Source organism: Mycobacterium sp. Marseille-P9652 (genome assembly GCF_902652685.1).
In the GTDB taxonomy this organism is placed as follows: Bacteria; Actinomycetota; Actinomycetes; order Mycobacteriales; family Mycobacteriaceae; genus Mycobacterium.
Window position 1 is genome coordinate 1 of the sequence record NZ_CACRUY010000087.1, and the last position, 13,290, is coordinate 13,290.

The window sequence follows — 13,290 nt, forward strand, 5'->3', positions numbered from 1 at the left end:
GACCAGCGGCTGTGGGCGCTGCGGGCCGCCGACGGGAAGCCGAAGTGGTCGGCGCCGCTGGGGTTCCTGGCGCAGACGCCGCCGGCGGTCACCCGGCAGGGGCTGATCATGGCGGGCGGCGGGCCCGACACCCGCCTGGTGGCGTTCAAGGACGCCGGCGACCACGCCGACGCGGCATGGCGCCGCGACGACGCCGCCCCCCTGACGTCGTCGAGCCTGGCCGGCGCCGGGGTCGGCTACACCGTCGTCGCGGCCGCGGGCGGCATGACGCTGCTGGCCTTCGACCCGGGCAACGGCCACACGCTGGGTAGTTACCCGCTCCCGGCGGCCACCGGCTACCCGCTCGGGGTGGCGGTCGGGGCGGACCGGCGCGTGGTGGCCACCACCAGCGACGGCCAGGTCTACGGCTTCGCGCCGGCCTAGGTCGGGCGATACTGGCCCCATGGACGACCCCCAGCCGCGGCCCGCGAGACCGCAGACTGCGGACCGCGTGGCGACGGTCCTGCTGCTCGCCGCCCACGCCTTCCTCATCGCGGTGACGATCGGCCTGCTCGGCCTGCTCGTCATGGCCACCGACCCGTGCGGCTACCAGAAGTGCGGCGACCCGGCCTGGATCAACCGGGCCATGGTGCTGGGCCTCGGGGGCGGGGCGGTGGTCTTCGTCGCCACCCTCGTCGTCGCCGTGCGCCGCCTCGCCCGCCAGCGGACCGCCTTTTTCGTCCCGCTCATCGGGTGCGCCGCGCAGGTGGCGCTGGCGGTCGGCGCCGGGGCGATGGAGACGCTGGCCGGGCCTGTCTAGACGCGGGGAAGCCTCAGAGCGCGAGCGGCGGGATTGCGTTGCGGGGCACCTGCGCCTGGGCCGGGCCTGCAAAGGCGGGCAGCAGCTCGCCCGGGGCGAAGTAGAAGATCAGCTGGTCGTCGGTGATGGCGAAGTTCTGATAGTGCGACGGGTCGCGCCCGGCCGAGGGCGGGATCGCGGCGCCCAGCGGGTTCTGGCGCTGCAGGTCGCGCTGGACGAGCGGGAAGATGCTGTCCAGCGGCGTCACGCCGGGCGGAAACAGGGTGTCGAAGGTGATCGGCTGGTTCGTCCCGAGGTTGTAGTTGAACGCCTTGTACCAGGTGGACGGATGTTGTCCCAGGTCCTGGAAGAACTTCAGGACGACGCTGCGGGTGGCGTGCGGCGGCTGACCGGAGCCGTGCTGCTCGGTGGTGGCCTCCATCTGGTAGGGCTGGTCGCGGCTGCCGGAACTCTGCGCGACGCTGACGAAGCCGTCGCGGTTCTGGGTGACGTAGTCGGTGAGCGCCTGCTCGTCGGGATAGTCGGCCGGGAACGTCATGGTGAGCGTGTAGTTGGCGGTGGTCGACTGGACGCGGCACATCTGACCCGCCTCGAGCGTGCCGCCCAGGGCGGCGCAGCGCGGCGGCGCCGCCGCGGCCGACGGCGCCGGCCAGCCCAGCAGGACCGCCGGCGCGAGCACCGCGGCCGCGATGAGATGACGCATTTGTCTTGATGTCCTCGCAGAACTAAAAGCGCTGGGGCGCAAACACTCGGCCGCCAGCGTACCCGGCGCTACCGCGAGGGACGGCAGACGAACGCCGCCGCACGGGCCGCCGGCCCGGTCCCGAGGCGGGTCACCACCACCGACAGGGCCCGCCCGCCGCGCGGGCGCAGCCGGCGCCGCAATACATCGGGATCCACCGGGACGCCCCGGACGAGGATCTCCAGCGCCCCGCAGTCGAGCGCGGCCAGGGCCTGCCGCAGGCGCCGCTCGTCGAAGGCCAGTTGCTCGAGCACCTCGAAGCCCCGGACGCCCGGCGGCAGCCGATCCCCCGACAGGTAGGCGATGTCGGGGTCGAGCTGCCACAGCCCGTGCCGCGCGCCGTAGTGGCGCACCAGCCCGGAGCGCACCACGGCGCCGTCGGGGTCGACGATCCACCGCCCGGCCGGCCGCACGTCGCAGTCGTCCGGGTCGGCGTCGGTCACTTGTTCGGCATGGTCCAGCAGGCTGGCGCGGCGCCGGACACCCGGCCGCGCCAGCCCGGCCGACCACAGGCACGCCTCCCGGACCGAGCCCGCATACGACGTCACCTCGATCTCGCCGTCGAAGCCGAGGCGACGTACCTGCGCGAAATCGATTCCGGGCGCGCACTTTACGACGAGCTCGCGGCCGCGGCAGGCGTCCAGCAGCCCGCTCAGCCCGGGCCGGTAGTCGTCGATGCCGAAGCGCCGGCGGCCGCCCTGCCGGCGGGCGGGGTCGACGAACACCACCGCGTCGCGCGTCACCGGGCGCAGGGCGTCGGCGCGGCACAGCCACGCCGCCTCGCCGAGGTTGTGGCGCGCCATCGCCAGCCGCACCGGGTCGAGGTCGCTGCCGACCGCGCGGACCCCCGCGCCGCCCAGCGCGGCGACCTCCGTGCCGATCGAACAGGTCGCGTCGTGCACCGCCCTCCCATGCCCGGCCAGCCGCCGGGCCCGGTGGGCGGCCACCGGGGCGGCGGTGGCCTGCTGCAGCGCCTCGTCGGTGAACAGCCACGTCGAGATGTCGGCCAGGCCGCCGAGCTTTTTCATGGCCCGCCGCCGCAGCAGCGTCGTCTCGACGAGGATCGGCGCCCGGTCGCCGAAGCGCGATCGCGCCGCGGTGACGTCGGCGATCCGGGTGGCGTCGGTCAGTTCGAGTTCGGCGACGGCCGCCAGCGCGGCGGCGCCGGAGGGCGAACGCAGGTAGGCGACGTCATCCAGGGTGAACACTCAGGAGGGTTTGACCCCGGTCATCATGACGTTGTAGAACCAGCCCTTGGGCATGACGTGCCGCCACATGTTGGCATCCACCCAGCTCAGCGCCTTCCAGCTGTTGAACGCGAACCTCGCCCAGCCCCACCCCAGCCGCCCGGGCGGAACGGACGCCTCGAACGTGCGGATCGGCCAGCCCACCATCGCGGCGGTGAATTCCTCGCTCGCGGTGCGGACCTCGACCGCGCCGGCGCTGGTGGCCATGCGTTCGAGGTCCTCGGGCGTGAAGGTGTGCAGGTCGACGATGGCCTCCAGCGCCGCGGCGCGCGAGGACTCGTCGAGCTCGGCCTGCGGCCGCCGCCAACCGCCCAGGCCGGGCAGCCGGGTGACGTTGGTGGCGACCCGCCACGTCAGCGTCGACAGCGTGCGGGCGTAGACGTCGCCCGCCGACGTCGGCTCGCCCGCGAAGACGAACCGCCCGCCGGGCCGCAGCACCCGGATCACCTCGCGCAGCGACAGCTCCACGTCGGGGATGTGGTGCAGGACGGCGTGCCCGACCACCAGGTCGAAGGTGTCGTCGTCGTACGGGATGCCCTCGGCGTCGGCGACGCGGCCGTCGATGTCCAGGCCGAGCGACTGCCCGTTGCGGGTGGCGACCTTGACCATGCCGGGCGACAGGTCGGTGACCGACCCCCGGCGGGCGACCCCGGACTGGATCAGATTGAGTAGGAAAAAACCTGTGCCACAACCCAATTCGAGTGCTCGGTCGTAGGGCAGCTCGCGCTGGACCTCGTCGGGGACGATGGCGTCGAACCGGCCGCGGGCATAGTCGACGCAGCGCTGGTCGTACGAGATCGACCACTTCTCGTCGTAGGTCTCGGCCTCCCAGTCGTGGTAGAGCACCTGGGCCAGCTTGCTGTCGTGGCGGGCCGCTTCGACCTGCTCGGCGGTCGCGCGCGGCGTCGGGGTCGCGTCGGTCGAACTCGTCGTCATGCAGGCGAGCCTAACCGCCGCCGGGCGGCCGATCGAACACGGCGTTGATGCCCGCCTTGGCCGCGGCCAGCGCCGGCGCCGGGCCGTCGAGGAAGCGGCGCACCCACGCCGCGGCGGCGTCGTACACGTCGTCGGGGGCCACCAGCTCGTCGACCAGGCCCAGGGCCAGCGCCTCCTCCGCGTCGACAAAGCGCCCGCTGAACACCAGCTCCTTGGCCTTGCTCGGCCCGGCGGCGTGGGTCAGGCGGGCCAGCCCGCCACCGCCGGGGGTCAGCCCGGCGAGGATCTCGGTGGCCCCGAACTTGACGTTGTCGCCGCTCACCCGCCAGTCGGCGGCCAGCGCGAGCGTCAGGCCGGCGCCCAGCGCGTAGCCGGTGATCGCCGCGACGGTCGGCTTGGGGATGGCGGCGACGGCGTCGACGGCCTCCTGCCGCACCCGGGCCGCGACGGCGGCCTCCGCCGCGGTCAGGGTCCGCAACTCGGCCATCTCGTCGCCGGCCGAGAAGATCTCGTGACCGCCGAACAGGATCACCCCGGCGACGTCGTCACGCCGGCCCAGCTCGTCGGCCGCGGCCACGATCTCGCGGTAGACCTGCCGGGTCATGGCGTTGGTCGGCGGCCGCGACAGCAGCAGCATGGCCAGGCCGGCGTCCCGCGTGCCGTCGCTCACCACGACGCTGACGAACTCGCCCGCGCTCAATGGCGCCACCCCATCCCGCCCTTCTCGCGGGCCGCGTGGTAGCGGTCGGAGTCGAAGAACTCGAACACCCAGTTGTCGCCCTGGATCTCCAGATGCGGCTGAACCGTGACGATCTGGCGCTCGACGGACAGCACCTCGTCGACCGTGCGCCCGGCCAGCGAGTCCAGCTGCGTCCAGGTCGGGGGCAGCAGGAAGCTGCGGCCGCCCGCGAAGTCGTCGATGGCGGCCTGCGGGGTGGTCCAGCCGGCGCTGTCGGATTCGGTGTTCTCGCCGTCGGCGCGCTGGCCCTCGGGCAGGGCACCGACGAAGAAGTAGGTGTCGTAGCGGCGGGTGCGTTCGGCCTCCGGGGTGACCCAGTTGGCCCAGGGCCGCAACAGATCCGACCGCAGCACCAGGTTCTCGCGGCGTAGGAAGTCGGCGAACGACAGCTCGCCGCCCGCGAGGGCGTGGCGGGACTCGCGGTATACCGACGCGTCGCCGATGATGCCGTCCGGGTCGTCGGCCGGCCCCGCGAACAGCACCCCGGATTCCTCGAAGGTCTCCCGGGCGGCGGCGCACACCAGCGCCTCGGCGAGGTCGGCCTCGATGCCGAACCGCTCGGCCCACCACTGCGGGGGCGGGCCCGCCCAGGCGATCTCGGCGTTGCGGTCGCGGTCGTCGACGCCGCCGCCGGGAAACACCATCGTGCCGGCCGCGAAGTGCATCTTCGCGTGGCGGCGCATCAGGAAGACGGCGATCCCTTCGGGGGTGTCGCGGACCAGCATCACCGTCGCGGCGGGGCGGGGAACCAGCGGTTGGTCGTCGGTCATGAGCTCCTCCGGTGGGCGGCGCGGGTGCGGACGCGCCGGGCGAAGTAACGCCCGTCGAGCACCTCAAGGGCGATCGACTGGCCGAATGCGGTGGACAGGTTCTCGGCGGTCAGCACGTCGGTCAGCAGGCCCGCCGCGACCACCTGACCCTCGGAGAGCAGCATGCAGTGGCTGAATCCGGGCGGGATCTCCTCGACGTGGTGGGTGACCAGCACGAGCGCGGGCGCGTCCGGGTCGGCGGCGAGGTCGGTCAGCCGGGCCACCAGCTCTTCGCGGCCGCCGAGGTCGAGGCCGGCGGCGGGTTCGTCGAGCAGCAGCAGCTCGGGGTCGGTCATCAGCGCGCGGGCGATCAGCACCCGCTTGCGCTCCCCCTCGGACAGCGTGCCGTAGGTGCGGTCGGCGAGGTGCTCGGCGCCCAGGCTCTCGAGCATGTCGACCGCCCGGCGGTAGTCGACGTCCTCGTAGCGTTCCCGCCACCGGCCCAGCACCGCGTACCCGGCCGACACGACGAGGTCGCGAACCAGCTCGTCGTCGGGGATGCGTTGCGCAAGCGCCGAAGAGCTCAGCCCGATCCGCGAACGCAGCTCGGAGGTGTCCACCCGGCCGAGCCGCTCCCCCAGCACGAAGGCGACGCCGGACGACGGGTGCTCGGCGGCTGCGGCGATGCGCAGCAGCGACGTCTTGCCGGCGCCGTTGGGCCCCACGATCACCCAGCGCTCGTCGAGCTCGACCGCCCAGTCCAGCGGCCCCACCAGCACCCGCCCGTCGCGGCGCAGTGCGACGTCCCGAAAGTCGATCAGCAGATCGGGGTCGGCTGCCTCGCTGATGTCGTCCGGCACCCGACCATCGTGCCGTACCCCCCGCGGAGCTAGTCCGGCGGGATCTCGACCCGGCGGACCTCGCCGTCGACCGCGTCGGCGGCCTCGATCTCGCTGCGGGTGACGCCCAGCAGGAACAGCACCGTGTCCAGGTAGGGGTGGCTCAGCGACGCGTCGGCGACCTCGCGCAACGCCGGCTTGGCGTTGAACGCCACCCCGAGCCCCGCGGCCGCCAGCATGTCGATGTCGTTGGCGCCGTCGCCGACGGCGATGGTCTGGCCCATCGGCACCCCGGCCTGCCGCGCGAAGGTGCGCAGCGCCTCCGCCTTGCCGGCCCGGTCGACGATCGGCCCGATCACCCGGCCGGTGAGGGTCCCGTCGACGATCTCCAGCTCGTTGGCCGCGACGAAGTCGAGCGTGAGCTCCTCGGCCAGCGGTTCGATGATCTGGCGGAAGCCGCCCGACACCACGCCGCAGTGGTAGCCGAGCCGCCGCAGGGTGCGCAGCGTGGTCCGGGCGCCCGGCATCAGCTCCAGCTGTTCGGCGACCTCGTCGATCACCGTGGCCGGCAGGCCCTTGAGGGTGGCGACGCGCTGGTGCAGCGACTGCGCGAAGTCCAGCTCGCCGCGCATGGCCGCCTCGGTGATGGCGGCGACGGCGCCCTCGGCGCCGGCGTGCGCTGCCAGCATCTCGATGACCTCGCCCTGCACCAGCGTCGAGTCGACGTCGAACACGATGAGCCGTTTGGATCGCCGCTCGAGGCTGTACTCCTCGACCGCCACGTCGACGCGCTCGTCGGCGGCCACCCGGTTCAGCGCGGTCCGCAGCGGGCCGTCGGCCCCCGGCGGCACCGACACCCGCAGTTCCAGGCCGGTGACCGGGTAGTCGGAGACGCCGCGGATGAGGTCGATGTTGACGCCCAGCGCGGCCACCTCGCGGGCGACCGCGCCGAACGCCCCGGCGGTGATGGGCCGGCCCAGCACGAAGATGGTGTGGGTCGACGGGTCCCGGATGATCGGCACGTCGTCGCTGCGCTCGATGCTGACGTCGAGGCCAAGCCCGCGGATGGCCGACTCGACGTCGGCGCGCAGCGCGCCGCTGTCGTCGACGTCGGACGGGCAGCACACCAGCACCCCCAGGGTGAGCCGACCCCGGATCACCACCTGCTCGACGTTCAGCAAGTCGACGCCGTGCCGTGCCAGCACCTCGAAGAGGGCGGAGGTGACGCCCGGCTGATCCACTCCGGTGACGGTGATGAGCACCGACACCTTGGGGGGCGACGTCACAAGCGACTCAGCCCTGGATCGTTACTGCTCGGGAGTGCCGCGGTCCGGCTCGGTGCGCGGCCCGAATCCCTTCGGCGACTCCCCGGCCGTGGCGTGGCGGCCCACATGGGCCTCGGCGCGCATCCGCTCCACCATGTGCGGGTAGTGCAACTCGAAAGCCGGCCGCTCCGAACGGATTCGGGGCAGCTCGGTGAAGTTGTGCCGCGGCGGCGGGCAGCTGGTGGCCCACTCCAGGGAGTTGCCGTAGCCCCACGGGTCGTCGACGGTCACGACCTCGCCGTAGCGCCAGCTCTTGAACACGTTCCAGACGAACGGGAACATCGACGCGCCGAGGATGAAGGCCCCGACGGTGGAGACGATGTTGTAGGGCTGGAAGCCGTCGGAGGGCAGGTAGTCGGCGTAGCGGCGCGGCATGCCCAGGTCACCCAGCCAGTGCTGCACCAGGAACGTGGTGTGGAAGCCGATGAACGTCAGCCAGAAGTGCAGCTTGCCCAGGCGCTCGTCGAGCAGGCGGCCCGTCATCTTCGGGAACCAGAAGTACACCCCGGCGAAGGTGGCGAACACGATCGTGCCGAACAGCACATAGTGGAAGTGGGCCACCACGAAGTAGGTGTCGGTGACGTGGAAGTCCAGCGGCGGGCTGGCCAGCAGCACGCCCGTCAGGCCGCCCAGCAGGAAGGTCACCAGGAAGCCCACCGAGAACAGCATCGGCGTCTCGAAGGTCAGCTGACCCTTCCACATCGTGCCGATCCAGTTGAAGAACTTGATCCCGGTCGGGACCGCGATCAGGTAGGTCATGAACGAGAAGAACGGCAGCAGAACGGCTCCCGTGGCGAACATGTGGTGCGCCCACACCGCCACCGACAGCGCGGCGATGGACAGCGTCGCGTACACCAGCGTCGTGTAGCCGAAGATCGGCTTGCGCGCGAACACCGGGAAGATCTCGGTGACGATGCCGAAGAACGGCAGCGCGATGATGTACACCTCGGGGTGGCCGAAGAACCAAAACAGGTGCTGCCACAACAGAACTCCGCCGTTGGCGGGGTCGTAGACGTGGGCGCCCAGGTGCCGGTCGGCCGCCAGGCCGAACAGCGCCGCCGTCAGCAACGGGAATGCGATCAGGATCAGGATCGACGTCACCATGATGTTCCAGGTGAAGATCGGCATACGGAACATCGTCATGCCGGGCGCGCGCATGCACACCACTGTCGTGATCATGTTGACCGCGCCGAGGATCGTGCCGAGACCGGCAACCGCCAGGCCCACGATCCACAGGTCGCCGCCCAGGCCGGGCGAGTGGGTCGCGTCGCTCAGCGGGGTGTAGGCCGTCCAGCCGAACTCCGCGGCGCCGCCCGGGGTGATGAAGCCGGCCATGCCGATCAGCGCGCCGAACAGGAACAGCCAGTACGAGAAGGCGTTCAGCCGCGGGAAGGCCACGTCGGGCGCGCCGATCTGCAGCGGCAGCACCAGGTTGGCGAAGCCGAACACGATCGGGGTCGCATAGAACAGCAGCATGATCGTGCCGTGCATGGTGAAGAGCTGGTTGTACTGCTCATTCGACAGGAACTGCAGGCCCGGCGCCGCGAGTTCGGTCCGCATCAGCAACGCCAGCAGGCCGCCGATGAAGAAGAACACGAAGGTGGTGACCGTGTACATGATGCCGATCAGCTTGTGATCGGTGGTGGTGATCAGCTTGTAGACCAGGTTCCCCCTGGGACCCGTCCTGGCCGGGTATGGGCGGATGGCCTCAAGTTCCCGCAACGGGGGCGCTTCGGCTGTCAACAGCTCCTCCAAACATCCATCCCGGACAGTGTCATTGAGAATCTTAGCCTTCGAACGTGAGCGTGGCGGGGCTGGTCCTACAAACTGTCGTAAACGGGCCGACCTGGCCCGCGGCCCGTTTCGCCGAGCCGCGTCAGGCGGGCCGGGTGTTAGCGTCGGTCGCGTGCATCGCCGCGGTACCCGACTCGCCCGGCTCCTCGGGGGCGCGCTGCTGACGACGCTGCTGACGGCGGCGGCCACGGCGTGCGGCGGCGGCTCCGGTCCGACGGCGTCGACCCGGTCCCTGGTGACGCCCACGACGCAGATCGCCGGCGCCGGGGTGCTCGGCAACGACCGCAAACCGGACGAGTCGTGCGCGCGGGACGCGGCCCCGGCCGAACCGGGACCGCCCACCCGCCAGGCCCGCAACGTTTCCGGGGTCACGCCGGACGTGGTGCAGGTGCCCGCCGATCCGCAGCGCATCGTCGTGCTCTCCGGCGACCAGCTCGACGGGCTGTGCGCGCTCGGCCTGCAATCGCGCGTGGTCGCCGCGGCCCTGCCCGAAAGCTCGGCCGGCCAGCCGGCCTATCTGGGGAGCGCGGTGCACGGCGTGCCCGCCGCCGGCAGCCGGACGAATCCCGACCTGGGCCGGATCGCCGCGGCGCACCCCGACCTCATCCTGGGCTCGCAGGCCCTGACGCCAAAGCTGTATCCGCAGCTCGCCGCGATCGCGCCGACCGTGTTCACCGCGGCGCCCGGCGCCGCGTGGCAGGACAACCTGCACGGCGTCGGCGTCGCCACGGGCCGCAGCGTCGCGGTCGACGCGCTCCTCGCCGGATTCATGCAGCGGGCCGCCCAGATCGGGGCCTCGCACGACGCGGCCCACTTCCAGGCGTCCATCGTCCAGCTGACCACCACGAGCATCCGGGTGTACGGGGCCGCGAACTTCCCGGCCAGCGTGCTCACCGCCGCCGGTGTGGATCGGCCGGCCTCCCAGCGCTTCACCGACAAGCCCTACATCGAGATCGCGGCCACCGACGCCGACCTGGCCAAGAATCCGGATCTGTCCGCCGCCGACGCCGACGTCGTCTACGTGTCGTGCGTCTCACCCGCGGCCGCGCAGCGGGCGTCGGCCGTCCTGGACAGCGGCCCCTGGCGCAAGTTGTCCGCGAACCGGGACAACCGGGTGTACGTCGTCAACGACGAGATCTGGCAAACCGGCGAGGGTCCCGTCGCCGCCCGCGGCATCGTCGACGACCTGCGACTGCTGAACGCGCCGATCAACTAGGCGGCGTCCGGCCCAGTCGTCATAAGCTCGTTTGCGGGTATGCCTGCCGCGGTCAACTGGCCCGAGATTTTTAACATAGCTAAGCTATTTAGTGGACATCGCAACCGAAGAGGATATTCATGAGCACCGTTTCCGCGTACGCCGCGACCTCGCCCACCGAGCCGCTGACCAAGACCACCATCGAACGCCGCGAGCCCGGCCCGCGCGACGTCGCGATCGACATCAAGTTCGCCGGCATCTGCCACTCCGACATCCACACCGCGAAAGCCGAATGGGGCACTCCCACTTACCCTCTCGTCGTCGGCCACGAGATCGCCGGCGTAGTGAGCGCGGTGGGCTCCGACGTCACCAAGTACAAGGTGGGCGACCACGTCGGCGTCGGCTGCATGGTCAACTCCTGCGGCGAGTGCAGCACCTGTAAAGCCGGACTCGAGCAGTATTGCAAGCGGGGCGCGACCTTCACCTACAACGCAATCGACCGGGACGGCACGGTCACGCAGGGCGGCTACAGCCAGGCGATCGTCGTCGACGAGAACTTCGTGCTGCGCATCCCCGACTCCCTGCCGCTGGACAAGGCGGCGCCGCTGCTGTGCGCGGGCATCACGCTGTTCTCGCCGCTGCGCCACTGGAAGGCCGGCAAGGACACCCGGCTGGCGATCATCGGCCTGGGCGGGCTCGGTCACATGGGCGTCAAGCTGGGCGCGGCGATGGGCGCCGAGGTGAGCGTGCTGTCGCAGTCGCTGAAGAAGATGGAAGACGGGCTGCGGCTGGGGGCGAGCAACTACTACGCGACCTCCGACCGCGACACCTTCAAGAAGCTGCGCGGCAGCTTCGACCTCATCCTGAACACCGTGTCGGCGAACCTCCCGCTCGACGACTACCTCAACCTGCTCGACGTCGACGGGACCCTCGTCGAGTTGGGGATTCCCGAACACCCGATGCAGACGCACGCCTTCGCGCTGGCCCTCATGCGGCGCAGCCTGTCGGGGTCGAACATCGGCGGGATCGCCGAAACCCAGGAGATGCTCGACTTCTGCGCCGAGCACGACGTGACGCCCGAGATCGAGCTGATCGAGCCGGACTACATCAACGAGGCGTACGAGCGGGTCCTGGCGAGCGACGTGCGGTACCGCTTCGTCATCGACATCTCACGACTCTGACGGGGTCTTGCAGATCTCCTCGGCGGCTTCGGCGTGCTCGTCGCCGGGGACGACCTCGCTGACGTCGATGCCGGCCAGCGGCCAGCCGGCGGCGGCCAGCGTGGCGGCCACCCGGACCACGTTCTCCCGGCCGGGGTCGTGATGGGTGGTGTTCGTGATGAACGCGGAGATCTCGTCTTTGGTGATGGCGCCGTCGGCCTCGCCGCGGTGCTTGGCGATGATGTTGTGCACGACTTCTTCGAGCTGGTCCTGGGTCAGCGGCGTGCTGCGCAGCAGGGCGAACAGCGCCACCTGGTCGGGCCCGGGGACGCCCTGGGGGTAGCCGACGTCCAGCCAGCGGATCACGGAGCGCAGGAACTGGGCATGCTTGTGAGACGCGTGGGTTGAGGTCACCCCATTAGTGTCATGGCTGCGGCGCTGCCGTCGCGTCGCTGCGCGCCCACAATTCATGCGCCGTTCATCGGCGGATCAAGTACCTACGCGCGTTCGGCCCGCATGTCCATGTCGATCGTGCCCTGGCACGCGCCGCTCAGGATGTCGGTGTGCATCGTGCCGGCCAGCGACCCGTCGGGCTGGGGCGTGTAGCGCACGTCGGCGTGGGCCGGGTTCCACTGGATGCTGGTGTCGGGCATCATGCAGTCCCACTGGAAGTCGCTGTGCTGCACCCACGACGACCCGTCCCAGGTGAACTGAACCGGTTGCGGCACAGTGGGATTGCTCGGTGGCGGTCCGCTGACGATCGTCGCGACGCACTTCCCGCTGCTGCAGCTCGAGCGGAATCCGTAGGTGTCGGTTTGCTGCACCTCGGGGTCGCCGACGGCCATGCTGGTGCCGGATTTCGGGCCGACCATGAACGTGATCGCATACTGGCCGTTCCAGGACGCGGCGTCGGCCCAGGCGGTGGGCGTGAGGACAAGGGCGATCGCGAGCGGCGCCGTGCACAGGCCGGCGCGGCCGAGACAATGTGGGGCCATGGCTACTCCTCTAGGTCCCCGAACCCACTCTCCATAGTGTTATGCCGCGTCGCCGCCGACAAGCGGCCGGCGGCATCCGGCGTCGCCTCGTCCTCGTCAAGGCAGGCGAAGAGCTCTCGGTAAAGCCGTGATTCTGACGATGATCCGGTTACGCTGTTATCCCCGGGGGCCGCGTGAACGATTTGGAGGACCCCCGGATGTCATACCTCGTTGCTGCCCCGGACATGCTGGCTTCGGCGGCGGCGGATGTGGCGGGAATCGGCTCCGCGTTGACCGTCGCCCAATCGTCTGCGGCCACGCCGATCAGCGCTGTGGTGGCCGCCGCGAGTGACGAGGTGTCTACGGCGATCGCGTCCCTGTTTTCCGGCCACGCCAAGGACTTTCAGGTGGTTGCCGCGCAGGCCGCGGCGTTCCACGACCAGTTCGTGGGGGCGTTGACCGCGGGCGCGGGATCCTATGCCAGTGCCGAGGCCGCGAACGCGGCTGCGGTGTTGCTCAACCCGGCACAGACAATCGTGGACGATCTGCTCAACCCGATCAACGCGCCGTTCGTGGCCCTGACGGGGCGGCCATTGCTCGGCAACGGCGCCGACGGCGCACCGGGGACGGGCCAGGCCGGCGGCGCGGGCGGGTGGATCTTCGGAAACGGCGGCAACGGTGGGTCCGGCGCGGCCGGCCAGCCGGGCGGAGCGGGCGGCAGCGCCTTCCTGTTCGGCAGCGGCGGGGCCGGCGGTGCCGGCGGGGCGAGCGGCGCCGGCGGTGCGTCCTAC

13 protein-coding genes and 2 pseudogenes are annotated in these 13,290 nt (G+C 71.1%); 5 read left to right on the forward strand and 10 right to left on the reverse strand.

The window, feature by feature from the left end; all coding sequences use genetic code 11:
• The coding region (locus GPY60_RS25210; protein WP_156690423.1) for an outer membrane protein assembly factor BamB family protein at positions 1 to 423 on the forward strand (423 nt) is incomplete at its 5' end.
• 16 nt (positions 424 to 439) lie between these two features.
• A pseudogene (locus tag GPY60_RS25215) lies at positions 440 to 799 on the forward strand (DUF6264 family protein); the annotation flags it as partial.
• 13 nt (positions 800 to 812) lie between these two features.
• Here the strand turns inward: GPY60_RS25215 and GPY60_RS25220 are convergent.
• From GPY60_RS25220 to ctaD, 8 genes and pseudogenes are all read right to left on the reverse strand, one after another.
• Positions 813 to 1,502, reverse strand: coding sequence for an esterase (locus tag GPY60_RS25220; RefSeq protein WP_156690425.1), 690 nt, complete (start codon positions 1,500 to 1,502; stop codon positions 813 to 815).
• 68 nt (positions 1,503 to 1,570) lie between these two features.
• Positions 1,571 to 2,749: a THUMP-like domain-containing protein gene (locus GPY60_RS25225; RefSeq protein ID WP_197283829.1), complete on the reverse strand. Its 1,179-nt coding sequence runs from the start codon at positions 2,747 to 2,749 to the stop codon at positions 1,571 to 1,573.
• Positions 2,750 to 3,724, reverse strand: a complete 975-nt coding sequence (locus tag GPY60_RS25230) for a class I SAM-dependent methyltransferase (protein ID WP_156690426.1) — start codon at positions 3,722 to 3,724, stop codon at positions 2,750 to 2,752.
• Positions 3,725 to 3,746: 22 nt separating this feature from the next.
• Positions 3,747 to 4,433, reverse strand: a pseudogene (locus GPY60_RS25235) (enoyl-CoA hydratase); the annotation flags it as partial.
• Entirely contained in the window at positions 4,421 to 5,233 is an 813-nt protein-coding gene (locus tag GPY60_RS25240) for an NUDIX hydrolase (RefSeq protein WP_156690428.1), read from the reverse strand. The gene GPY60_RS25240 and the pseudogene GPY60_RS25235, both read right to left, overlap by 13 nt.
• A complete protein-coding gene (locus tag GPY60_RS25245) occupies positions 5,230 to 6,072 on the reverse strand; it encodes an ABC transporter ATP-binding protein (RefSeq protein WP_156690429.1) in 843 nt (280 codons plus the stop codon). Before GPY60_RS25245 ends, GPY60_RS25240 begins: the two co-directional genes overlap by 4 nt.
• A gap of 29 nt (positions 6,073 to 6,101) precedes the next feature.
• Positions 6,102 to 7,337, reverse strand: coding sequence for a phosphoserine phosphatase SerB (gene serB / locus GPY60_RS25250; protein ID WP_156690430.1), 1,236 nt, complete (start codon positions 7,335 to 7,337; stop codon positions 6,102 to 6,104).
• A 21-nt stretch (positions 7,338 to 7,358) separates the two neighbouring features.
• A complete protein-coding gene (gene ctaD / locus GPY60_RS25255; protein WP_156690431.1) occupies positions 7,359 to 9,119 on the reverse strand; it encodes an aa3-type cytochrome oxidase subunit I in 1,761 nt (586 codons plus the stop codon).
• 220 nt (positions 9,120 to 9,339) lie between these two features.
• On the opposite strand from ctaD, the gene GPY60_RS25260 reads away from it, so the two are divergent.
• Both GPY60_RS25260 and GPY60_RS25265 read left to right on the forward strand, forming a co-directional pair.
• Positions 9,340 to 10,386, forward strand: coding sequence for an iron-siderophore ABC transporter substrate-binding protein (locus GPY60_RS25260; protein WP_231639826.1), 1,047 nt, complete (start codon positions 9,340 to 9,342; stop codon positions 10,384 to 10,386).
• A 119-nt stretch (positions 10,387 to 10,505) separates the two neighbouring features.
• The gene (locus tag GPY60_RS25265; protein ID WP_156690433.1) at positions 10,506 to 11,546 is read left to right on the forward strand and encodes an NAD(P)-dependent alcohol dehydrogenase; all 1,041 of its coding nucleotides are present in this window, start codon (positions 10,506 to 10,508) and stop codon (positions 11,544 to 11,546) included.
• On the opposite strand, the gene GPY60_RS25270 is transcribed toward GPY60_RS25265, so the two are convergent.
• On the reverse strand, positions 11,535 to 11,939 hold the full coding sequence (locus GPY60_RS25270) for a DUF3349 domain-containing protein (protein ID WP_156690434.1): 405 nt from the start codon (positions 11,937 to 11,939) through the stop codon (positions 11,535 to 11,537). The genes GPY60_RS25265 and GPY60_RS25270 overlap by 12 nt on opposite strands.
• 83 nt (positions 11,940 to 12,022) lie before the next feature.
• On the reverse strand, positions 12,023 to 12,520 hold the full coding sequence (locus GPY60_RS25275) for a hypothetical protein (RefSeq protein WP_156690435.1): 498 nt from the start codon (positions 12,518 to 12,520) through the stop codon (positions 12,023 to 12,025).
• Positions 12,521 to 12,717: 197 nt separating this feature from the next.
• On the opposite strand from GPY60_RS25275, the gene GPY60_RS25280 reads away from it, so the two are divergent.
• The coding region (locus tag GPY60_RS25280) for a PE family protein (RefSeq protein ID WP_156690436.1) at positions 12,718 to 13,290 on the forward strand (573 nt) is incomplete at its 3' end.